Source organism: Corynebacterium testudinoris (assembly GCF_001021045.1).
Lineage (GTDB): Bacteria > Actinomycetota > Actinomycetes > Mycobacteriales > Mycobacteriaceae > Corynebacterium > Corynebacterium testudinoris.
This window is the reverse complement of sequence record NZ_CP011545.1, coordinates 1,807,538-1,829,422: the sequence shown is the minus strand read 5'-3', so window position 1 is coordinate 1,829,422 and position 21,885 is coordinate 1,807,538. Positions and strand designations below refer to the sequence as shown.

The following is a 21,885-nucleotide window of genomic DNA, read 5'->3' as shown; positions in this document are numbered from 1 at the left end:
CCCGCAACCTGCCCGTCCCCGAGGGCCTCGCCGGCATGCGCGTCGATGCCGGTTTGTCCAAGCTTTTGGGCCTCTCCCGGACCGTCGCGGCGGATCTCGCCACGGCGGGGGAGGTGCTTATCGACGGCGCACCGGCAGGCAAGTCCGATCGCCTCCCGGCTGACTCGTGGCTGGAGGTCACCCTCCCGGAGGTTGCAGATCTCACCCCACGGGCAGAACTGGTCGAGGGGTTGGACATCCTCTACTCCGACGATGATCTCATCGCGGTGCACAAGCCCGTCGGCGTCGCCGCGCATCCCACCGTCGGCTGGGAGGGGCCGACGGTGGTCGGGGGACTGGCCGCCGCGGGTTTCCGCATCTCAACCTCCGGGCCACCGGAGCGCAAGGGCATCGTCCAGCGCCTCGACGTCGGGACCTCCGGGGTCATGGTTGTCGCCGCCTCCGAACGCGGTTATTCGGTGCTTAAGCAGGCCTTCCGCGACCGGACGGTGGACAAGACCTATCACGCCCTGGTCCAGGGCCATCCTGACCCCTTCACCGGCACCGTCGATGCCCCTATTGGCCGTCACCCCTCCTCCGGCTGGCGATTTGCCGTCACCTCCGAGGGCAAGCACGCCATCACCCACTACGACACCATCGAGGCATTCCGCGAGGCCACCTTGTTGGAGGTCAAGCTGGAGACGGGCCGTACCCACCAGATCCGCGTCCACATGTCAGCCATCGGGCACCCGTGCGTCGGCGACCCCATGTACGGATCTAACCCGGAGCTCTCCGCGCGTCTGGGGCTCAGCCGCCAGTGGTTGCACGCCGTGCGTTTGGGGTTTAACCACCCGGCGGATGGTCGATGGATGGAGATCGAGGCGCCCTACCCGGATGACCTCGCCCGTGCGTTGGATCGAGTGCGGGAATGAGTGCCGGTATGCACGAGCAGCGTTCCGCGCTTATCACTCGCGTCGTCGGTGGCCTGGCCATGCTCGCCCTCGTCGCAGCCTTGATTTTCGCTTTCTTTGATGACGCCACGTCGCGGCCGCTCGCGCCGAACGGGGATACGGTGGGCAAGGAATCCGCCGAGCCTTATTCCGTCTATGCCGCTCGTGCGGCTGATACGTTGGCGGCCGCCGATGACCCCGCTTATGCGCTGGTCACGTTCACGCATCCGCTGACGCCGGAGGAAACCCAGGCAGCGCTCGGCTCGGTGGGTCGCGTCAACGCCATGGTTATTGACTCCGCCCCGCCCTTCCCCCTTCCCGAACCCGTCGACGGCGCTTCCCGCTCCTCCGTCTTCCACACCCAGTTGGACCGCATTGCCCTCATGCTCTCCGGCGTGGGGGAGGTGCCGGTTCCGGAGCGTATCGACGCCGTCGTGGTCTACGATGCCGGCGACTCCCTCCGGGAGGTCGCCTCCCACACCGACATCGCCACCGTGGAGGTCCTTCCTGCGGATGCCTCTTGGGGCCGCTTCGGGGTGCGACCAGTGGAGGTCCCCCAGGGCTAGGCTCGCTTGCGGGCGGCGGACCGCTGCCGCGCCTTCCGTGCCAGGTCAATGAGGTAGATGGCCACGGCGAACCAGATGATGATGAAGCCGATCCAGCGACCCGTGGAGAGGAATTCCTGGGTGACAAACAGCGCCCACAGCATCTGCATCGTCGGCGTGAGGTACTGAATCATGCCGAGGGTGGCCAAGGGGATTCGCTTGGAGGCCATGCCGAACAGCAGCAACGGCACGGTAGTCACCAGGCCAGAGATGATAAGCAGCGCCGTGTGCGAAGGGCCTTCGCTGAGGAACGTGCTGCGCCCCACGGCGGTGAGCCACACGAGGTAACCGATCGCCAGCGGCGCCATGACCAGAGACTCCGCCGTCAGCGATGCGGTGGGTGGCACCTGTACCTGCTTCTTCACCAGCCCATAGAAGCCGAAGGAAAACGCCAGGCCGAGGGCCAACATGGGGGCCTGCCCGGACAGGAACGTCAATTGGATGACACCGACGGCCGCGATCGCCACCGACATAGTTTGGAGGCGGCTGAGGCGTTCGCCGAGGAAGACCACCCCCAGCAGCACTGAGACCAGCGGGTTGATGAAGTAGCCGAGGGCGGCGTCAGCGACGTGATCGGAGTTCACCGCGACGACATAGATGCCCCAGTTCACCGAGATCAGCAGCCCGGCTGCGACGAGCAAGAGCCAGGTGGTGCGGCTGGCGCGGCGGAGGGCGCCCCACCCCTTGAGGGCGGTGAGCACGACGATCATGGTCACGGCGGTCCACACGATGCGGTGGGAGAGAATCTCCACCGGACCCGCTGGCAGGAGCAGCGGGAAGAAGGCCGGGAACAGTCCCCACAGCAGGTAAGCGAGCAGACCATAGATCATGTGAGGTCATGCTACTAGCGAGTTGGCCAGCCAATTTCTTTGACTTGCCAGACTAGCTAGACTTCACGGCATGGCTAAGAACTCCTCTTTCGTCCACTTGCATAACCACACCGAGTTTTCGATGCTCGACGGAATGGCCAAAGTGGACCTGCTCGCAGAGGAGGTGGGCCGCCAGGGAATGCCCGCCGTCGGCATGACGGACCACGGCAACATGTTCGGCTCGGATGCGTTCTACAAGCGCATGACCGCCGCCGGGATTAAGCCGATCATCGGCATTGAGGCTTATCTGGCGCCGGAAAGCCGCTTCAACAAGACCCGCGTGCGCTGGGGTGAGCCCCACCAAAAGTCCGATGACGTCTCCGCTTCGGGCGCTTACCTCCACCAGACGATGCTCGCGGAGAACGCCACCGGGTTGAAGAACTTGTTCTACCTGTCATCCATGGCGTCGTATGAGGGGCAGCTGGGCAAGTGGCCCCGCATGGATGCGGAACTCATCGCGGAGCACGCCGATGGCATCATCGCCACGACGGGCTGCCCCTCGGGCGATGTGCAAACCCGCCTCCGCTTGGGCCAATTTGATCAGGCATTGGAAGCCGCCGCGATGTGGCAGGACATCTACGGCAAGGACAATTACTTCCTCGAACTCATGGATCACGGTCTGCACATTGAGCAGCGGGTGCGCACCGAGCTGCTGGAAATCGGGCGCAAGCTCGAACTCCCCGCCCTCGTCACCAACGATTGCCACTACGTTCTCGAATCTCAGGCGCAGGCCCATGAGGCCATGCTCTGCGTCCAGACCGGCAAGACCCTCAACGATCCTGATCGTTTCAAGTTCGATGGCACCGGCTACTACATCAAGCCTGCCTCCGAGATGAGACAGCTTTTCGACGACATCGTTCCCGACGGATGCGACAACACCCTGCTCATCGCGGAAAGGGTCCAAGACTACGGGGAGATCTGGGAGTCCCACCCCCACGACCGCATGCCGGTGGCTGACGTGCCCGACGGCCATACCCCGACGACGTGGCTCCACCACGAGGTGATGGAGGGCCTGCGCGAACGCTTCAACGGTGCGGAGGTCCCCGCCGAGTACCTCGAACGCGCCGAGTTCGAAATCAACGTCATCGACATGAAGGGCTACCCCTCCTACTTCCTCATCGTCGCCGAGATCATCAAACACGCCCGCTCCATCGGCATCCGCGTCGGCCCGGGCCGTGGTTCCGCAGCAGGTGCGTTGGTGGCATACGCCCTGACGATTACTAACATTGACCCGATCGAGCACGGCCTCCTCTTCGAGCGCTTCCTCAACCCCGAGCGACCGTCTGCCCCCGATATTGATATCGACTTCGATGACCGTCGTCGCGGCGAGATGATCCGCTACGCCTCCGAGCGGTGGGGCGAAGACAAGATCGCCCAGGTGATCACCTTCGGCACGGTGAAGACGAAGCAGGCGCTAAAGGACTCCGCCCGTGTGCAGTTCGGCCAGCCCGGCTACCAGATGGCCGACCGCATCACGAAGGTCCTTCCGCCCCCCATCATGGCCAAGGACATTCCCCTGTCCGGCATCACCGACTCCTCGCACGAGCGATTCAACGAAGCCGGAGAAGTCCGCCAGCTCATTGAGACAGATCCGGACATCCGAAAGATCTACGAAACTGCCCGCGGCCTCGAAGGAGTGGTCCGCCAGGCCGGCGTGCACGCTTGCGCCGTCATCATGGCGTCGGTTCCCCTCCTCGACCACATTCCCATGTGGCGCCGCGCCAACGACGGGGCCCTCATCACCGGCTGGGACTATCCCGCCTGCGAGGCCATCGGCCTACTGAAGATGGACTTCTTGGGTCTGCGCAACCTCACCGTCATCGGAGATGCGCTGGACAACATCAAGTCCAACCGCGGCGAAGACCTCGACCTAGAGACGCTGGCGATCGAGGATACGGAGACCTACGAACTGCTCGGCCGCGGCGAGACCCTCGGCGTGTTCCAGCTGGACTCCGGCGGCATGCAGGAGCTGCTCAAGCGAATGAAGCCCACCGGCTTCAATGACATCGTCGCCTCCCTGGCGCTGTACCGGCCCGGCCCGATGGGTGTGAACGCCCACCTGGACTACGCCGACCGCAAGAACGGCCGCAAACCCATCGTGCCCATCCATCCCGAGCTGGAGGAGCCGCTGCGCGACATCCTCGACGAAACCTACGGCCTCATCGTCTACCAAGAGCAGATCATGGAGATCTCGCGCCGGGTAGCCAACTATACGGCCGGTGAAGCAGATGGATTCCGCAAGGCCATGGGCAAGAAGAAGCCCGAGGTGCTGGAGAAGGAATACGCCAAGTTCGAGGCCGGGATGCTTTCCAACGGCTTCAGCGCGGCATCCATCAAGGCACTGTGGGACACGATCCTCCCGTTCGCCTCCTACGCGTTTAACAAGTCCCACGCCGCCGGATATGGGCTGGTGTCCTTCTGGACCGCCTACCTCAAGGCCCACTACGCCCCCGAATACATGGCCGCCCTGTTGACCTCCGTCGCGGATAAGAAGGACAAGTCCGCCATCTACCTCTCCGACTGCCGGCACCTTGGTTTGAAGGTCCTCCCGCCGGACGTTAACCAGTCCGAAAACGACTTCGTGGCCGTCGGCGAGGACATTCGCTTCGGCCTGGGGGCAATCCGCAACGTCGGTGAGGAGGTGGTGGCATCCATCGTGGAAACCCGCAAGACGAAGGGCGCGTTCACCAGTTTCTCCGATTACCTCGACAAAATTGACCTGCTTCCCTGCAATAAGCGCATCACGGAATCGCTCATCAAGGGTGGAGCCTTCGACTCCTTGGAGCACCCGCGCAAGGGGCTCATGCTGGTCCACGAGGACGCCGTCGATTCTGTCCTGGCGACGAAGAAAGCCGCCGATAAGGGCCAATTCGATCTCTTTGCCGGCTTCGGCGGCGATGACGGGGATGATAGCGGCGTCAGCGTGTTCGCCATCGAGGTTCCCGATGAGAACTGGGACCGTAAGCACGAGCTGGCGCTCGAACGCGAGATGCTTGGTCTCTACGTCTCGGGTCATCCCCTCGACGGCTTTGAGGAGGCGCTCGAGGCCCAAACCGACACCGCTTTGACGACGATCCTCGCCGGAGAGGCCCGGCACGGGGCCGAGGTCACCATCGGCGGCATCATCTCGGGTGTGGACCGCCGCTTCTCCAAAAAGGACGGCTCCCCCTGGGCCATCGTGACTATGGAAGATCACCACGGCGCCCAGGTGGAACTCCTCGTCTTCAACAAGGTCTACTCGCTCGTGGCGTCCCAGATCGTCGAAGACAACATCATCCTGGCTAAGGCTCACGTGTCCATCAAAGATGATCGGATGTCTTTGTTCTGTGATGACCTCAAAGTCCCCGAGCTGGGGCCGGGCAATGGTGCCGGGCTACCCCTGCGCCTGACGCTGCGCACCGATCAGTGCACCATCGAACACATCACCAAACTCAAGCAGGTGTTGGTCTCTAACAAGGGCGAATCCGATGTGTACCTCAAGATCGTCAACGGCGATTCCTCCACGATGATGGTCCTCGGCGAGCACTTGCGCGTGGAGCGCTCCGGATCGTTGATGGGAGACCTCAAGGCCACGATGGGGCAGGGGATCTTGGGCTAGGTCGCTTAAAGACCACCAAGACAAAAAAGGGACTCACCAGCCTGACGCTGGTGAGTCCCTTCGTGGTGCAGGGGAACTAGACCTGGACCCCGATGCTGCGGAGGGCGTTGCGCAGCATGGCCTCGCCGTTGGGGATGTACGGGGTGGCAAAGGCAGCAACCTTGGTCACGAGGGCGCCCGCCATCATGACAGCCTGCACGGTGTCGAGGACCAGCTTGGTATCACCGGTGACCACGGCCGACCCCAGCATCGGCGGAATGCCCTCGGGCAGATCCTCGGAAGTGCTGCTCAGCGAGGAGTCGGAGGACAGGCTGGAGCCTGAGGCTTCCTCGGCCTGGACGGGAGTGACGAGCGCGAGGCCGGTGGCAGTGGCTGCGACGAGGGCGACGGTCAGACGACGGCGATTCATGGGTTCTCCTACTGGGGGCCTACAAGAGCTATGACATTCAACAAGAAACTTAGCAGTTGCATGGGAGATTATCTTCCCCCTGGCAAATTCAGCCGGTTGTTCAGCGCTGAGAAGACAGGGGACTACACTGTTGCCCCATGAGCGAGAACCGATCGGTATCCCTGGCCCCTGCTACTTTCGACGCCGTCCGTGCGTCGGACATTCAGCTTGCTCAGGCCCGAATTTCCTCGGTCATCGCCCCCACCCCTCTGCAGTACTGCCCCCGCCTTTCTGAGCAAACCGGGGTCGAGGTCTACCTCAAACGAGAAGATCTGCAGGATGTTCGTTCCTATAAAATTCGCGGCGCGTACTACGCGGTGGCGAACCTGGATGAGGAACAGCGCGCCGCAGGTATCGTCGCGGCCTCGGCCGGAAACCATGCTCAGGGCGTGGCGTACGCCTGTCGCACGATGGGCATCCGTGGGCGCATCTACGTCCCCAGCCAGACCCCGAAGCAGAAGCGAGACCGCATCATGGTCCACGGCGGGGACATGGTCGAGCTCATCGTGACGGGAAACAACTTCGACGAAGCCTCCGCTGCCGCGCATGCTGATGCCGCGGAGCGCGGCGCCACCGTCGTCGAGCCTTTCGACGCCCGCGATACCGTCATCGGGCAGGGCACCGTCGCCGCAGAAATCCTCACCCAATTGACGTCCGTGGGTAAATCCCTCGACTCGGTCTTCGTGCCCGTCGGTGGCGGCGGCCTGCTTTCCGGGGTGGCTAGCTACCTCGCCGACATGGCTCCCCGGACCGCCATCATCGGCGTTGAGCCCGCCGGAGCGGCCTCCCTCCAGGCCGCCTTAGCAGCTGGTGAGCCCGTCACGTTGGAGCAGTTGGATCCGTTTATCGATGGTGCTGCGGTCAAGCGCATCGGTGACTTGCCGTTCCATATCGTTGAGGCCAACCAGGGTCGCATCCACACCATCGATGTCTCGGAAGGCTCGGTGTGCACCGAGTTGCTGGAGCTGTACCAAAACGAAGGGATCATCGCGGAGCCCGCCGGCGCGCTGTCGGTCACCGGTCTGCGCCACACCAACTTGGCACCGGATTCGGTCGTGGTGTGCATCATCTCCGGCGGCAACAATGACGTCCTGCGCTACGCCGAGATCATGGAGCGCTCGCTCGTCCACCGCGGCCTTAAGCACTACTTCCTGGTCAACTTCCCGCAGGAGCCCGGGCAGCTGAGACACTTCCTCACTGACATCTTGGGCCCCGATGATGACATCACGTTGTTTGAGTATCTCAAGCGCAACAACCGGGAAACCGGGGCGGCGCTCGTCGGGCTGGAACTGGGGCGCGCCAGCGACCTTGATCCGCTGCTGGAGCGGATGGCCACCTCGCGCATTGAATGCCAGCTGCTGCACCCGGAGACCCCGGAGTACGAGTACCTGGTCAGCCTCTAGTCCGGTTCCATCGCCTGGACCATGAAATCGGCGATGGTGTGGGGGTCGGCGAAGAAGTCACGCAGGGCTCGATACGCGGTCGTCTCCTGTACGCCGATTCCCCGCAGGACATCTCCGTCGGCGGTGAACTCGTAGATGCGCGCGCCGGGCAGGGACAACAACACCGGTGAATGCGTCGCGATGATCAATTGTGCGCCCGCTCGGGCGATCTGGTGGAGTTCCGCCAGCAGGGTCATTTGGCGCACGAAGGAGAGGCCTGATTCGGGCTCGTCGAGAAGAAACAGGCCGTTGCCGTGGAACTTCTCCTGCACGAGGTGCATAACGGATTCCCCGTGGGACATGGCGTTGAAGTCGTGCTCGTGATTGCGCTGGAATTCACTCGCCAGGCTGATATGCGTTTCTGCGCGCAGGAAGTAGCCCTGCATAGCGCGGGTCCCCATCGTGGGATAGGCGGCATTGCGCAGGGGATTGACTCGCTCTACCACCCGCTCCCCATAGGCGCCGCCGTCGCTGTTGAATCCGCAGGACACCGCAATGCCCTCTAACAGCGTGGACTTTCCCACGCCGTTTTCGCCCGTGAACAAGGTGATGGGCCGTTGAAGGTTGATGGCGCCCACGTTGTTGAGGACCTGGAACGCCGGGACCTCGCTCACCCAGTCCGGAGCGGGATGAGTGAGCGACGGGGGATAGGCGGGGCGATAGTCGCGGATGAACCACCCTGCAACGCTCATGTGTCCTCCTCGGTGAGGAATGCCGCAGTACCCACCGGGTCAGAGACGAACTCCCGGGCTGCGGCGAAGGCTTCGGTCTCCTTGAAGCGCACCGAGCGAACGTCGGTGGCGGTGAGTTCGAGGATCTGGGCATCCGGGATGGCCAGAAGGACGGGGGAGTGGGTTGCCATGATGACCTGGGAGCCTGCTTCGGCGAGGTGATAGAGACGCCCCAGCAGCTCCAGCTGGCGGAGAGTGGAGAGGCCGGCCTCGGGCTCGTCGAGAAGAAACAACCCGTCGCCGTGGAAACGGCGAAAGATCGTGGCCATGAGGGACTGGCCGTGGCTCATCTTCCGGAGATCGTTCATGGGAGGGCTGCGAAGCGGCGCCGGGTCGAGGCCTTCGTAGTAGCTGGCCAACTGGTAGAAGGACTCCCCGCGGAGGAAGAAGGCATCCTCGGGATTGCGGTGCCGAACGAGCGTGATCGCGGCGTGCAGCGGGGACACCGGGTCTTCCATAGTGCCAAAGGAGGCGTGGCGCGAGCCGCCCTCCGGGTTGAGTCGGCTGGCGACGGCGATCGCCTCGATGAGGGTGGACTTCCCCATGCCGTTTTCGCCGGTGATGATGGTGATGGGCGCGTCGAACTCCAGACCCTCCGAGGCCAGCAGCTGCACTACCGGCAGCCCCGCTACGTAGGGCGGGAGCTCGGCGAGGGGAGAATCCAGGCGCGCGGAGGTGATGAACACGGCTGTCAGCGCCTGATCAGCGCGAACTCCCAGGCGCCTAGCTCCGTGGCATCCCGGCCCACAGTGGGCGAGGTGAAGGAGTAGATCAACTCCCCGCCGAAGGGCACGGTTACCTCTTCGGCGGAGAGATTGGCCACGAGCATGACGTCCTCATAGCCCATGGCCAGCCACTTGTTCTCCTCCGAACCCGTCTCCACGATGAGCTGGGTGAGGTCGGCGCGGGCAAGGCCCAACTCCGAGCGCAGGCGCAGCAGCTCGCGATAGGCGGAGTGAATCTCCTCCTGCGTTCCATCGAGGACCCAGTTAAGTTGGGAAGCCTCGAAGGTTGCGGGCGACGCCGGATCGGGGACCATGGCGTGGTCCCAACCGGCGTGGGAAAACTCGCGGGTCCGGCCTTCGGTGGTGAGGTGGTTGAGGTGCTCATCGGTGTGTGAGCAGAAGAACGCAAACGGCGTGCGCGCACCGAACTCCTCGCCCATAAACAGCATCGGGGTGAACGGGGAGGAGAAGATGATCGCTGCCTTGAGCACCTGCTGCCTGGGGCTGAGGTTCATCGACGGGCGATCACCGGCGGCGCGGTTGCCCACCTGGTCATGAGTGGTGGTGTAAGTGACAAAGCGATGCGCCGGGGTCGTCGCGCGGTTGATGGCCCGGCCGTGGGTCCGTCCGCGGAAATGCGACATCGTGCCGGTGAAGAAGTAGGCCTCCCGCAGGGTTTTTTCTAGCGCCGCAAGGGAGCCGTAGTCCTCGTAGTAGGCGTGGTCCTCGCCGGAGACGAGGGTGTGGAGGGCATGGTGGACATCATCAAGCCATTGCGCGGCGAGACCGTAGCCACCGCCCTCGGGGGAGGTAATGAGCCGTGGGTCGTTGAGATCGGACTCCGCGATGACGTAGCGCGGAACTCCGGTGCGGGCCGTCGCATCGTCGGCGACGGCCTGGATTTGTTCCATGAGGGAATAGGCGCCGCGGTCGTCGTAGGCGTGGACGGCGTCGAGGCGCAGCCCATCAATCCGGTAGTCGACGAACCACTGGCACACGGCGTCGAGAATAAACGCCCGCACCTCGTCCGAGTCGGGCCCGGAGATGTTGACCACTTCGCCCCAGCCGGTGGACCCACCGGCGGTGTAGGGGCCGAACATGCCGTTGTAGTTGCCGTCCGGGCCGAAGTGGTTGTACACGACGTCGAGGATGACGCCGATGCCGGCGTTGTGCGCGGCGTCGACAAGCTTTTTCAGGCCCTCGGGCCCACCATAAGCCGAGTGCACGGCGTGGAGGTCGACCCCGTCGTAGCCCCAGTTTCGTGCGCCGCCGAAAGGCTGCACGGGCATGAGTTCAATGGCGGTAACCCCCAGCTCACGCAGGAAATCGAGCTTGCCAATCACCCCGGCGAACGTCCCCTCCGGGGTGAACGTACCCACGTGCAGCTCATAGATCACCTGCCCCGGCAGCCCCCGCCCCGTCCACTCGCCGGAAGTCCAGTCAAAGGCCGGGTCCGTCACCTCTGAGAGGCCATGGATGCCATCGGGCTGGGAGGTCGTGCGCGGATCGGGCACGACCGGGGACCAGTCCTCCCCGTTGAACAGGGAAAACCCATAACGCATCCCCGGCTCCGCGATCTGCTCCGCGACCCACCACCCACCGGCACGCTTGTGCAGCGGATGCACCGAACCATCACCCAGGTGCAGCCGAACGTCGTGGGCATAGGGGGCCCACACGGACAAGGGCTCATACGCAGTCATGCGTTCCAGGCTAGGGGTTTGCGCCTCGACGTGCCAGGTAACATGGGCGCCCATGGTGACCTCGTACCAACTTCCCGCCGCCGACCACACCTGGAGCGACGAGTACGAGGTCAAACGCTCCCGCTTCATCGCCGTCGCGCGCCGGGCCACCTCCGAGGAACAGGCCCGAGAGTTCATCCACGAGGTTAAAGCCGCCTATTCCGATGCCCGGCACCATTGCAGCGCATTCATCGTCCACGTCGACGGAGCGCAACCCATCGAACGCTCCTCCGACGACGGCGAACCATCCGGCACCGCCGGCAAACCCATGTTGGACATGCTCAAAGGTTCCTCGCTTATCGACGCCGCCGTGGTCGTCGTCCGCTACTTCGGCGGCGTCAAGCTCGGGGCAGGGGGACTGGTGCACGCCTACTCCCACGCCGTCGGCCAGCTGCTCCCGCAGGTGGACCGTGCCACCCGCTCCCTGCGGGAGCTGTACACGATTGATGCCTCCCACTCCGACGCTGGCCGCCTCGAGGCGGAACTACGCGGCCGGGGTATCGCGGTGGTCGACGTCAGCTACGCGGCGCGAGTGCGGTTCACCCTCGGCATCGACCCCGGCGGGCGAGACGACCTCGCCTCGACTCTGGCGGCACTGACCTCCGGGGCGGCACAGCTCCATGATGCGGGAACAGCGTGGGTGGAGTCTTAAGCCCGGGCTACTAGGATGAGGGCTATGACAATGCAACGACGCCCGAATAATCCGATTGAGCAGCGCAAGCAGGCCGTACGCAAGTACACCCGCAACGCTGTCGTGAGCGTCGGCGTTGGTGTCGTCGGCGGCGTGGCCCTCGGCCTTATTTTCACCAGCTGGACCTTGCTGATTCTTGGCATGGTCATCGCCGTCGCCGGCGGCTACACCAACTGGTCGAAGGTCCAGAAGATCGTTAACCACCAAGACAACTACTAGGTCCTTTCCCCGATGACTCAACCCGACGGCGGACCCGTCCGCATCGACGCATGGGTATGGGCGGTCCGCATCTTCAAAACGCGCTCCGACGCCGCCGCAGCCGTCCGCGCCGGCCACGTCAAACTCAACGGAGTCGCCGTCAAACCCGCCCAGCAGGTTGTGCCCGGCGACCGGGTGCGCATCTGGGTCAACCACCGCGAGCTCGACCTGGAAGTTGCGGCCACTGTCCGCAAGCGAGTCGGCGCGCCCGTCGCCCGAACCTGCTACGTCGATCACTCCCCGCCGCCCCCGCCGAAAGAAATCCTCGCCTCCCAGCCGCGCCGGGATCGCGGAGCTGGCCGGCCGACGAAGCGCGAGCGGCGCGAGATTGATCGCTTGCGGGGAAGAGACTGAGCTGCCCTACAAGAATTCTCTAGAATGCGAACAGCCGTTTCTCACGACCTGCGAAAACGCATGGTCATACGATTCATTCTAGAGAATCTTTGTAGGTCTAAGTAGAAAAAGGGGTGTGCTCGCGTCGTGATCACGACGCGAGCACACCCCTTTTAACGTGCCGGGAGCGGGCAGCTCCTAGGACAGACCCCAGGTGGAGGGCGGAAAGTCGATACCGAAATCCCGGAAGAAATCGGCGATGGCCAGGGCCCAGACGTGAATTACGTCGGCGGCCTGGGGGAAATCTTCGCGGATGGACGAAAGCATCAGGTCTTCTCCTAAGGAAGTCTGTAATCAGGTTCGCTGACCATGCTACTGCTTCTTCGGCGTTTCCGACGAAACTTGGCGCGCGGCGCGGATCTGCTTCAAACGAGCGGCGAGCCGCTGCGGCCTCTGCGCTGCTCGCGAGCCACTCCCACCCGTGCGAGTGATGTGGCCCTGCCCGAATCGACGCAACAGCAGGTCATCGATGAGGCGGATTTGGCCCGGGTTGAAGCGATAGTTCAACGCGGCGTGCACCTCGCCGATGGCCTTCTCATCGAGCAACACCTGGAGTTCTGCCACCGTGGTGATGCCGTTGGCGTGGAGCAACTCCTCCAGCCAGCGATAGTTTTCCGAGCGGGAGCCCGGGAAACGATTGCCCAGCAGCATGGTGAGCACCCCGGGTAGGGTCTCGGCGGTGAAATCGACATCCGCGGCCTTCGCACCGTGCGCGTTTTGCAGGGCCCCGATCTGGTCGAACTGCTGATCCGCTAACTCGATGAGACCGGCGGCCAGGGTAAAGGCACGATCAACCCGCGGGTCCAGGTCTTCGCTGCCGCGCTTATAGCGGATGTCATGCTCGAACTCCGCCCACGCATGTTGCAGCACCGTCCGGACCTGGACCTCGAAGCTCACATCCCGGTACGGGGCGAGTTCTTCAATCTCGGAGGAGTTGTCATCGACGGTGAGAACAAGATGGTGGGAGCCGTAGCCAAAACCACCCGAAATGCGGGTCTCGGCCGTTTTATCCACCGAGCGCTCCACCGTGAATGACTGCTGGAGCACGTCGATGACCACGGGAATCTCCGTGGATTGGAACGTGGTCACGCGCACGCCAATGAGGTCATTGATGTCTTTCCACGGATCCGGGTAGAGGAAGGTTCCATCGGCGTGCTTTTTACGGGCCTTGGACTTCAGTGACGGCCATTCCTTGACCCGGGCGGTGACGCGATCGTAGGTGACACCGGCGTCGGCAAGCAGGTCCTCAATGGCGTCGCCGAAAGCGTCCGCGGCGGTCGGGTGCTGGTGGACCCACTCGTGGTACCGGCTTCCCAGCCGGGAGAGTCGCTCAGACATCGCGTTCGACCGCGGGCTGCTTCACCAGCACGGCGGTGGGGAACTGGGACAACACGTCACCCACGTCGACGGTGCCGTGGAAGTGGCGTCCGGTGAGGCGTTCCAACCATGCGCCCTCGGGCAGGGTGACGGTCGTGCCTTCCCAACCACCGCGATCTTCGAGGATGAGCGGGCGGCGGGTGGCCAACGCAATGACCCCGATGCCGGTGGCGCTCGGGGCGCTGACATCTCCACGGGCAACACCGATGAGGTGGGATTCTGCGGGACCGACCGCGTACACGGCCTGGCTGTCCCCGCCGATGAAGTACTCCGGGTGCTCAGCGCGCATGGCGATGCCAGTGTGTACGACATGGAGTTTGGCGCGGTCGGCGAAATTCTCCGGGGTCAGTGCCTCCCAGTCGATCCCCTCAGTAAGCATGTCGAGGACTTGCCGGCGAGCGGTGTAGTCGATGAAGCGCCGGTTGTCGGGGTCGACGAGCGAATCATCGAAAAACTCGGTGCCCTGGTAGACATCGGGGATGCCGGGGCCGATGAGCTGAAGCATCTTCCTTCCCAGGGAGATGTCCATGGCACCCCGGGCGAGGGGGCCGACGAATTCGGTGATCATCGAGGTGACCGGGCCATCAAACAGCGCCTCCGCCCAGTCGGTGATCGCGAGCTCAAAGCTCTCATCGGGATCGACCCAATTGGTGTGGACCCCTGCCTCGCGGATGGCTTTAATGGCGTAGCCGCGGAACCGCTCCCGAAGAGCATCAGTGATCTGCCCATCGGCCGGCCAAATCCCGAGGAGATTTTGCAGGAGGAAATGGCCGGTCCCGGAATCTGGGGCGGGCACAATCGAGGTGACGCGGTGGACGAACTCGGAGAAGTCCGTGGGGCGCTCGGTCAGCTCAATGATGCGCGCGCGGACATCCTCGCCGCGCTTGGTGTCATGGGTGGACAAGGTGGTCATCGCCTTGGGCCACAGCCGGGCGCGCTCTTGCTGGAGCAGGTGGAACTCCGCGGCGGAGACTCCGAAGCGCCCCGGGGCGCCACCAACTTCTTGGAGAGCGACGAGGCGGCAGGCGCGGTAGAACGTCGTGTCCTCCACACCCTTGGCCATGACGGCGCCACACACCTGCGCAAAGCGGACCTTGGCTTCGGCGTTGGCGTTGAGGGCGGCAGCAATGAGGTCCAGGGCGTCGCGCCGCGAGGGGAAACGGCGTGACATCTCGGCAACGACCGTCGCGGTGACTCGGGAAAGGGACAGGTAATCAGCACGGTAGACGGGCATGGCTGCAACCAGCTCGATGATGGTGGTGCGCAGGTCCTCATCGGAGACCTGGGAGCCCGCGGTGGAGAAGTTGTCGCGGCGGATAGCGCGGGCGAGACGACGGATTTCCGCGGAGAGTTCCTCCCCCGCGACCTCCCGTTTGAGTTGCTGCTGTGTGGCGTGGATTGCGGCGTCGTCCCACGTGGAACCTGATTGTTGGAGGGCCAGCATGGACATCGAATCCTCTGCCTCCCGGGAGAGGAAGACCCCGTCGAACTCACGCAAGGCGTCATAGCCGGTGGTGCCATCGACGGCGAGGCGGGGATCGAGCACTTCGTTGACCTCGAGGATTTTCTCCACCACGAGCCAGCGGTCCGGGCCGACGACGTCGCGGAGGCGGTTGAGGTAGCCGAAGGGGTCGGAGAGGCCGTCGGGGTGGTCGACCCGCACTCCGTCGATGAGGTCTTCGGCGATGAGCTGGCGGATGATGCGATGGGTGTGCTCGAAGACCATCGGGTCTTCTTGGCGGATGCCCGCGAGCCCATTGACCGAGAAGAAGCGACGGTAGGAGATGACGCCGTCCCGCCAGTACATGAGGCGATACGACTGTCGGTCATAGACCTCGGCGACATTGTCATCGATGCCGGAGGCGGTGCCATCGGCGACGGGGTACACGTTGTCGAAGTAGGCGAGGAGAAGCTCCCCATCGACCTCGCGCAGTTCTAGTTTGTCCTCATCCCCGGGCTGGCCCAGGACCGGCATTCCCAGCTTGCCCCCGGCGCCGTTGTCCGGGTTCCAATCGATGTCAAAGTAGTGCTCGAAATCGGATTCCTGACCATTCTTCAACACGTCCCACCACCAGGCATTGAGCTGGGGGTCTTCCACGCCGAGGTGGTTGGGCACGATATCAATGATGATGCCCATCCCCATCTCGCGGGCGGTGGCGGACAGCTCACGCAGGCCCTCGATGCCGCCAAACTCGGGGTTGATCTCGGTGGGATCGGTGACATCGTAGCTGTGGGCTGATGACGGGGAGGCGGTGAAAATTGGGGAGAGATAAAGGTGGCTGATCCCCAGATCGCGCAGGTAAGGAACCTGGGCGGCCGCGTCGGCGAAACCGAAGGACCGACCCGCGGGGTCCGCCTGTGGGCCGCGCATTTGCAGGCGGTATGTGGCGGTGAGGGGACGGCGCATGGGACTCCTTGGCTTGGGGGGATGCAAAAAACGCACCCACCAGCCTAGACGGGCGCCGGGATTAATGGGGAGCCAGGGACGTCGGCGGGGAAACCCTGGGACCACCGAACGGGAGTCCGCGTCAGGCTTTCCCCGGGCCGGGACAGGGCGTCGGCGGCCGCCATCCAGCGCGGATCGTGGAGCTGTGACAGGGGCAGGGCAAACAGCATCGATCGGGAGGGGATGAAATAGCCGACGGGTTCGCCGAGCAGGTGTTCCAGGTGGGAGTCGAGGATGGAGAAGCTGTGCGGGTGGGCCATCCAGGCGGAAGCGCAGGCACCCGGGGTGGACACCTGGACCCCGGGGGCGCCGGGCCCTAAGGCTAATGCGGCCGCACGGGTGAGGATGCGGACCCCGTGTGCCGAGCTAGCCCGATTGATGAGGTTATAGGCGGCCAAGTCCCAGGCCCGGTGGGCGGATAAGTCAAGCTGGCCGAGGTGACGGTAGCTCAACGCCATATCACCGCTGTAAATGCAGGCCAGCAGATCGCGGGAGAGGGTAATGGTGGCGCGGGAGTCACTAAAACCATCATCGCTCAGGCTGCGTCGATGGGGGAGCTCCAGGCGGCGGAGGGAAGGAAGGATCGTCGTGGAGTCAATGGGAGAGGTCGTCATGGCGGGCTGCCTGTTCTGTGTGGTGACAATCGTTGTTCTCACCACTGTCAGACTCCCCGCCGGGGCCCCAAGGTTCCGCGTCCCCCACATTGGGGGTAGGCGGATTAGAACGGAGGCTGCTCGTCGTCTGATTCTGCGGCCGGATCGAGGGCCAGCACTGCGAAGAGCTGCTCACCGTTCCAGATGTCGATCTCTTGGCCCTTGTCAATGAGCTCTTGAGCGCGCTTCTGCTTTGACGTCGGGGTAGCCCAGTCACCGGCGACGAGGATGGTGGTCTTCCGGGTGACGTTTTTGCCAATCGTGGCGCCTAGCTCTGCCATCTTCGTCCACAGCAGTCCCTTGTCAAAGGGTTCGAAGTCGCCGGAGAGGGTGACGTTTTGGCCGTAGAGGGGGTTGGCGGAATCGGCGTCGAGGTTGGGTTCGGGGATGACGTCGGGGGTGGACACCGACTTCCACGGCGCCGCTCCTCGCCCCCGCTTGCCACGTTCCTGAGGCTCAGCCGGGGCGGATTCAGCCTCCGCTACGGCCTCCATGGCAACCTCACCGCGCGCCTGTAGGGCAATGCGAGCGCCTGAGCGATCTTTGAGCACGGGGTGCACAACGCCGTCGGCCAGGTGGCCCAGAATGAAGCCTTGGGAATGCTGGAATCCCTGCAGGCTGCCCTCGTAGTGTGCGCGCCTGGCCAAGGCGACGACGATCTCTCCGGCGGCGCGGGCGTCGGCGGCGGCATCATGGTGGTGCTCCAACGCCACGTCGAGGGCCCGTGCCACGGTGGGGAGGCGGTGATTGCTCAACCCCAGTGTGGTGTGGCGAGACAGCGCGAGCGAGCAGGCAAACATGAAGGGCGGTGCGCTCTCAGAGACACTGGCACATGCCCGCGTTAAGGCAATGGCATCGAACTGGGCGTTGTGGGCAACCAGGGGCAACTCGCCGACGAAGGCTTTGAGCTCTGGCAAGACCGCCGCGAAGGCAGGTTGATCGGCCACAGCCGCGGCGTCAATGCCATGGACGGCGATGTTGCCGGCGTCGAAGTGGGAGATCGCGGGCGGAGGCGAGCACAGCCAGGATTTGGCTTCGACCTCAACGCCGTCGACGAAGCGAACGACGCCGACCTGGCAGATGGAACCAGAGTCGGAGTTGGCGGTTTCGACATCGAAGGCGACGAAATCGAATCCCGGGACGCCAGCACCAGTGGCTACCTCCGGGACGACTTCGCCTCGCAGCGCTGCCTCCACCGTGCGGACGAAAAGTTGGGCTTGGTCTTCCTGGCCGGGGGCGAAGGCGACGGTGATGTCGGTGCCGTCGAGGGAGGCAACGCCGACGTCGATAAGCGAAGGCGGCGAGAGGCGCACACCCGTGACGGAGGAAAGCGGAACAGTGACCTCCTGCGTGCCCGAGAGGGCGGCGGCTAACGCCGAACGTTCGATGATGATGGCGTCATTGGTGACACGCAGGTGGGCTCCATGTGCCGAAATCACGTTGCAGGCTCCCTCGAGGCTCGGGCGTAGGTGAGGCGTAGGTGAAAGGTCAGTCTACTCGGGTGACGTACTCCACTACGATGGGAGGATATGTACCACTGGGCACGAGACGTCGATCCTTTCGACCGCACCTGCCCGAGCCGCGGGCTGCTGGCCTCCTTGGCGGACAAATGGTCGATCCTCATCATTGTCAGCCTCGACGGCCAAGAGTTGCGCTACAGCGACCTTGACCATGCTGTTGATGGGATTTCGCCGAAAATGCTCACGCAGCGGCTGCACTCGTTGGTGGGCGATGGGCTGGTGCGGCGGGTCGCCCACGATGAGATCCCGCCGCGAGTGGTCTATTCCCTCACCGACCTGGGGGCCAGCTTGCTGCCCGTGTTCTACCCCCTGGTCGGGTGGCTCATTGAGCACACCGCCGAGGTGGAGGAGTACCGGGAACAGCAGCTGGAGGCGGAAGGCGCCTAGCCTGCTACTCGACGTCCGTGTACTCGTCCGCCACAGCCGCCTTCCGCTTGGCGGCTAGCTCCTCGGGGGACAGATCAGTGATGCCGGTGTCCTCGGACAGCGCGTGCTCTTCAGCTTCCACGGGCTCCTCAGGTTCCTTCCCGGAGGTCTCCTTCACCACGGCGTCGACGGTAGCGCTCGACGCGGCAGTGACTTTGTCGCCCACGCGTCCATGATCGGCCTCGCGGTCGGCAGCCTCGACGAATTCGTGGTCGTCGGCCTCCGTGTAATCCGGGCCCTCGATCTGCTTGAGCAGCATCGTCGAGCGCGCCGGGACGGTGATGGTGCCCTTGGCGTCGATGACGGCGGCCTCGATGGGGTAGCCGATGTCCTCGGTGGTGTCCACGAGCAGCTGCCAGCGCACACCGAGTGAACGCGGCGGGAGGGTGAACTCGATCTCCTCGTAGTGCGCGTTGAACATGAGGATGAAGGAATCATCGACGATCTTCTGTCCGCGCTCATCGGGCTCGGTGATCGCTTCGCCGTTGAGGTAGACCATGAGTGCTTTGCCAAAGGCGAAGTCCCAATCGTCTTGGGTCATCAACTTGCCGGAGGGCACGAGCCAAGCAATATCGCGATCGCGGACGTTGGCGCCCAGGGGGCCGCCCGCCAGGAAGCGGCGGCGACGGAACACGGCGTGCCGGCGGCGGATATTGAGCAGGCGTTTGGTGAACGCGTGCAGGGTCGAGTTGTCTTCCAGCTGCTCCCAGTTCATCCACGCCAGTTCGTTGTCCTGGCAGTAGACGTTGTTGTTGCCGTCCTGGGTGCGGGCCATCTCATCGCCGTGAGAAATCATCGGGGTACCCAGGGAGAGGATGAGGGTGGTGAGGAAGTTGCGGCGCTGGCGGGCCCGCAGGGAGCGCACGTCCTCGTCGTCGGTGGGGCCTTCGACGCCGTGATTCCACGACCGGTTGTGTGATTCGCCGTCGCGGTTTTCTTCCCCGTTGGCCCAGTTGTGCTTTTCGTTGTAGCTGACCAGGTCGTTGAGGGTGAAGCCATCGTGGGCGGTGATGAAGTTGATCGATGCGGTGGGGCGACGATCGTTGTTGCCGTAGAGGTCCGAGGAGCCCGTGAGGCGGGACGCGAATTCACCGAGGGTGGAGGATTCGCCGCGCCAGAAGTCGCGGACCGTATCGCGGTACTTGCCGTTCCATTCCGTCCACAGCGGCGGGAAGTTGCCCACCTGGTAGCCGTTGTGGCCCACATCCCAGGGCTCGGCGATGAGCTTGGTTTGGGAGACAACCGGGTCCTGCTGAACCAGGTCGAAGAAGGTGGCCAGGCGGTCGACGTCGTGGAGCTCGCGCGCGAGGGTGGAGGCGAGGTCGAAGCGGAAACCGTCGACGTGCATCTCGGTGATCCAGTAGCGCAGTGAATCCATGATGAGCTGCAGGGAATGGGGGTCGCGGACGTTAAGCGAGTTTCCGGTGCCGGTGTAGTCCATGTAGTGGAACTTGTCGTCGTCGACGAGGCGGTAGTAGGCCTCGTTGTCGATGCCGCGGAACGCGATCGTCGGGCCGAGATGGTTGCCCTCAGCGGTGTGGTTGTACACCACGTCGAGGATGACCTCCATGCCAGCCTCGTGGTAGGCGCGGACCATGCCCTTGAACTCGGATACGGCGCTGCCGGGCTTGTCGGAGGCCGCGTAATCCTGCTGCGGGGCGAAGAACCCGAAGGTGTTGTAGCCCCAGTAGTTACGGAGCCCGATGTCGCGCAGGCGGTCATCCTGGAGGAACTGGTGGACCGGCATGAGCTCGACGGCCGTGACCCCAAGGTCCTTGAAGTAGTTGATCACGCTGGGGTGAGCCAGACCGGCGTAGGTGCCGCGCAGGTTGGCGGGCACGTCCGGGTGGGTCATGGTCATGCCCTTGACGTGCGTCTCGTAGATGACGGTCTCGTTGTAAGGAATGCGCGGCGCGCGGTCTGAACCCCAGTCGAAGAAGGGGTTAATGACCACGGAGTACATGGTGTGGCCGAGGCTGTCCTCTTCGTTGCGCCCGGAGCCGGCGGGCTCGGCGTGAATATCGTAGGAGAACAAGGAGGGGTCGCCGTCGAACTCGCCGTCGAAGGCACGAGCGTAGGGATCAACCAGCAGTTTGTTGGGATCGCAGCGCTTGCCATTGTCCGGGTCGTAGGGGCCGTGGACGCGGTAACCATAGCGCTGCCCGGGCTGGACGCCGGGGAGGTAGCAATGCCAGACGTGAGCATCGACTTCTTCCAAATTGACGCGCGTTTCATTATCGTCAGCGTCAATCAGGCACAGTTCTACTTTGTCAGCGACGTAGGAGAACAGGGCAAAATTCGTGCCCGCGCCGTCGTATGTGGAGCCGAGGGGATATGCCTCTCCCGGCCAGACGGTATAGGTGGGCTCAGACTCAAGTGTCATGAGGTCTGATCATAGTGGTTCGGAGCCTGTTTTACGTCACAGCCGCGCTGGTTGGCGGCTGGGAAAGTCCCGCGAGGATAAGGTCTACCCCCCGCGCGAAATCTTCCTGCGCCTCATCGAGCCCATCAATGGTGGTGCCGGTATCAAAGGCGAACTGGCGCTGCGACTGCTCCAAGGCCGCGGCGCCCAGCACGAAGTGCAACAAGGTCGCCGCCCCGATCCGCCGAGTACCGGAATCGAGGGCGGGGTCCAAAGAATCTGCCAAGAGCTTCTCGACGTCCGCGCGGGTCTGCGAATCCGGCATCGACAACGCCGCACTCACCAGCTCTGCGCCGTCCCGGCGCAGCAGCATCGCCGTGCGGAGTTGTTCGGTGATGTCCGTGGGCGTGGACAGTGAGGCATCATCAAGCACGCTGGCCAGGATCTGATCCGCAATGGCGGAAATTAACTGTTGTTTGTTGGACACGTGCCAATACAACGCGCCCGGTGCTACCTCCAGCTGGCTCGCGACCCGGCGCATGGTCATATCCGCCAGGCCGTAGGAGTCGAGGATGTCCAGGGCGGCAGCGACGATCAGAGTCCGAGTCAATTGCACACCTGGAAGCCTACCCGTCCAAAATCTCAGGTCTTCGGGGTAAGGTGTCCTTTCGAC

20 protein-coding genes are annotated in these 21,885 nt (G+C 63.8%); 8 read left to right on the top strand and 12 right to left on the bottom strand.

What is annotated here, in order from left to right; all coding sequences use genetic code 11:
* Positions 1-35 precede the first annotated feature (35 nt).
* Both CTEST_RS08760 and CTEST_RS08755 read left to right on the top strand, forming a co-directional pair.
* A complete protein-coding gene (locus tag CTEST_RS08760) occupies positions 36-911 on the top strand; it encodes an RluA family pseudouridine synthase (protein WP_047254348.1) in 876 nt (291 codons plus the stop codon).
* On the top strand, positions 908-1,495 hold the full coding sequence (locus CTEST_RS08755; RefSeq protein ID WP_236686067.1) for a hypothetical protein: 588 nt from the start codon (positions 908-910) through the stop codon (positions 1,493-1,495). Before CTEST_RS08760 ends, CTEST_RS08755 begins: the two co-directional genes overlap by 4 nt.
* Here the strand turns inward: CTEST_RS08755 and rarD are convergent.
* Positions 1,492-2,364: an EamA family transporter RarD gene (rarD, locus tag CTEST_RS08750; protein WP_047253416.1), complete on the bottom strand. Its 873-nt coding sequence runs from the start codon at positions 2,362-2,364 to the stop codon at positions 1,492-1,494. The genes CTEST_RS08755 and rarD overlap by 4 nt on opposite strands.
* 70 nt (positions 2,365-2,434) lie before the next feature.
* On the opposite strand from rarD, the gene dnaE reads away from it, so the two are divergent.
* The gene (gene dnaE / locus CTEST_RS08745) at positions 2,435-6,001 is read left to right on the top strand and encodes a DNA polymerase III subunit alpha (RefSeq protein ID WP_047253415.1); all 3,567 of its coding nucleotides are present in this window, start codon (positions 2,435-2,437) and stop codon (positions 5,999-6,001) included.
* A gap of 76 nt (positions 6,002-6,077) precedes the next feature.
* Here the strand turns inward: dnaE and CTEST_RS08740 are convergent, their stop codons facing one another.
* Positions 6,078-6,410, bottom strand: a complete 333-nt coding sequence (locus CTEST_RS08740) for a hypothetical protein (protein ID WP_047253414.1) — start codon at positions 6,408-6,410, stop codon at positions 6,078-6,080.
* 137 nt (positions 6,411-6,547) lie between these two features.
* Between CTEST_RS08740 and ilvA the strand changes: the two genes are divergently transcribed.
* Entirely contained in the window at positions 6,548-7,852 is a 1,305-nt protein-coding gene (ilvA, locus tag CTEST_RS08735; RefSeq protein WP_047253413.1) for a threonine ammonia-lyase IlvA, read from the top strand.
* On the opposite strand, the gene CTEST_RS08730 is transcribed toward ilvA, so the two are convergent.
* Genes CTEST_RS08730 through treZ form a run of 3 tightly spaced genes read right to left on the bottom strand, consistent with a single transcriptional unit; the run spans position 7,849 to position 11,047 of the window.
* Positions 7,849-8,583 carry an AAA family ATPase gene (locus CTEST_RS08730; RefSeq protein WP_083985524.1) on the bottom strand — a complete coding sequence of 245 codons (735 nt, stop codon included), beginning with the start codon at positions 8,581-8,583 and terminating at the stop codon, positions 7,849-7,851. The genes ilvA and CTEST_RS08730 overlap by 4 nt on opposite strands.
* A complete protein-coding gene (locus tag CTEST_RS08725; RefSeq protein WP_047253412.1) occupies positions 8,580-9,308 on the bottom strand; it encodes an AAA family ATPase in 729 nt (242 codons plus the stop codon). The genes CTEST_RS08730 and CTEST_RS08725 overlap by 4 nt, the downstream gene beginning before the upstream one ends.
* 5 nt (positions 9,309-9,313) lie before the next feature.
* Entirely contained in the window at positions 9,314-11,047 is a 1,734-nt protein-coding gene (gene treZ / locus CTEST_RS08720) for a malto-oligosyltrehalose trehalohydrolase (protein ID WP_052844431.1), read from the bottom strand.
* Positions 11,048-11,102: 55 nt separating this feature from the next.
* Here treZ and CTEST_RS08715 point away from each other — a divergent pair, with 55 nt between their 5' ends.
* Genes CTEST_RS08715 through CTEST_RS08705 form a run of 3 tightly spaced genes read left to right on the top strand, consistent with a single transcriptional unit; the run spans position 11,103 to position 12,389 of the window.
* Positions 11,103-11,738: an IMPACT family protein gene (locus CTEST_RS08715; RefSeq protein ID WP_407919237.1), complete on the top strand. Its 636-nt coding sequence runs from the start codon at positions 11,103-11,105 to the stop codon at positions 11,736-11,738.
* 24 nt (positions 11,739-11,762) lie between these two features.
* On the top strand, positions 11,763-11,996 hold the full coding sequence (locus CTEST_RS08710; RefSeq protein ID WP_047253410.1) for a hypothetical protein: 234 nt from the start codon (positions 11,763-11,765) through the stop codon (positions 11,994-11,996).
* Positions 11,997-12,008: 12 nt separating this feature from the next.
* The gene (locus CTEST_RS08705; RefSeq protein ID WP_047253409.1) at positions 12,009-12,389 is read left to right on the top strand and encodes an RNA-binding S4 domain-containing protein; all 381 of its coding nucleotides are present in this window, start codon (positions 12,009-12,011) and stop codon (positions 12,387-12,389) included.
* A 177-nt stretch (positions 12,390-12,566) separates the two neighbouring features.
* On the opposite strand, the gene CTEST_RS13925 is transcribed toward CTEST_RS08705, so the two are convergent.
* The 5 genes from CTEST_RS13925 to CTEST_RS08685 form a co-directional block, all read right to left on the bottom strand.
* Positions 12,567-12,695 carry a hypothetical protein gene (locus CTEST_RS13925; RefSeq protein WP_260452797.1) on the bottom strand — a complete coding sequence of 43 codons (129 nt, stop codon included), beginning with the start codon at positions 12,693-12,695 and terminating at the stop codon, positions 12,567-12,569.
* Positions 12,696-12,740: 45 nt separating this feature from the next.
* Positions 12,741-13,766, bottom strand: coding sequence for a GTP pyrophosphokinase (locus CTEST_RS08700; RefSeq protein WP_047253408.1), 1,026 nt, complete (start codon positions 13,764-13,766; stop codon positions 12,741-12,743).
* Positions 13,759-16,212: a malto-oligosyltrehalose synthase gene (gene treY, locus CTEST_RS08695; RefSeq protein WP_047253407.1), complete on the bottom strand. Its 2,454-nt coding sequence runs from the start codon at positions 16,210-16,212 to the stop codon at positions 13,759-13,761. Before treY ends, CTEST_RS08700 begins: the two co-directional genes overlap by 8 nt.
* Before the next feature lie 44 nt (positions 16,213-16,256).
* Positions 16,257-16,865: a hypothetical protein gene (locus CTEST_RS08690; protein ID WP_052844347.1), complete on the bottom strand. Its 609-nt coding sequence runs from the start codon at positions 16,863-16,865 to the stop codon at positions 16,257-16,259.
* 104 nt (positions 16,866-16,969) lie between these two features.
* Entirely contained in the window at positions 16,970-18,343 is a 1,374-nt protein-coding gene (locus tag CTEST_RS08685) for an exonuclease domain-containing protein (protein WP_047253406.1), read from the bottom strand.
* A 90-nt stretch (positions 18,344-18,433) separates the two neighbouring features.
* Between CTEST_RS08685 and CTEST_RS08680 the strand changes: the two genes are divergently transcribed.
* Positions 18,434-18,811 (top strand): winged helix-turn-helix transcriptional regulator, encoded by a 378-nt coding sequence (locus CTEST_RS08680; RefSeq protein ID WP_047253405.1) that lies wholly within the window; start codon positions 18,434-18,436, stop codon positions 18,809-18,811.
* 4 nt (positions 18,812-18,815) lie between these two features.
* On the opposite strand, the gene glgX is transcribed toward CTEST_RS08680, so the two are convergent.
* Both glgX and CTEST_RS08670 read right to left on the bottom strand, forming a co-directional pair.
* Positions 18,816-21,233 carry a glycogen debranching protein GlgX gene (glgX, locus tag CTEST_RS08675; protein WP_083985522.1) on the bottom strand — a complete coding sequence of 806 codons (2,418 nt, stop codon included), beginning with the start codon at positions 21,231-21,233 and terminating at the stop codon, positions 18,816-18,818.
* Between the two features lie 31 nt (positions 21,234-21,264).
* Complete coding sequence (locus CTEST_RS08670) at positions 21,265-21,828, bottom strand: TetR family transcriptional regulator (RefSeq protein ID WP_047253404.1); 564 nt, start codon at positions 21,826-21,828, stop codon at positions 21,265-21,267.
* Positions 21,829-21,885: the final 57 nt, after the last annotated feature.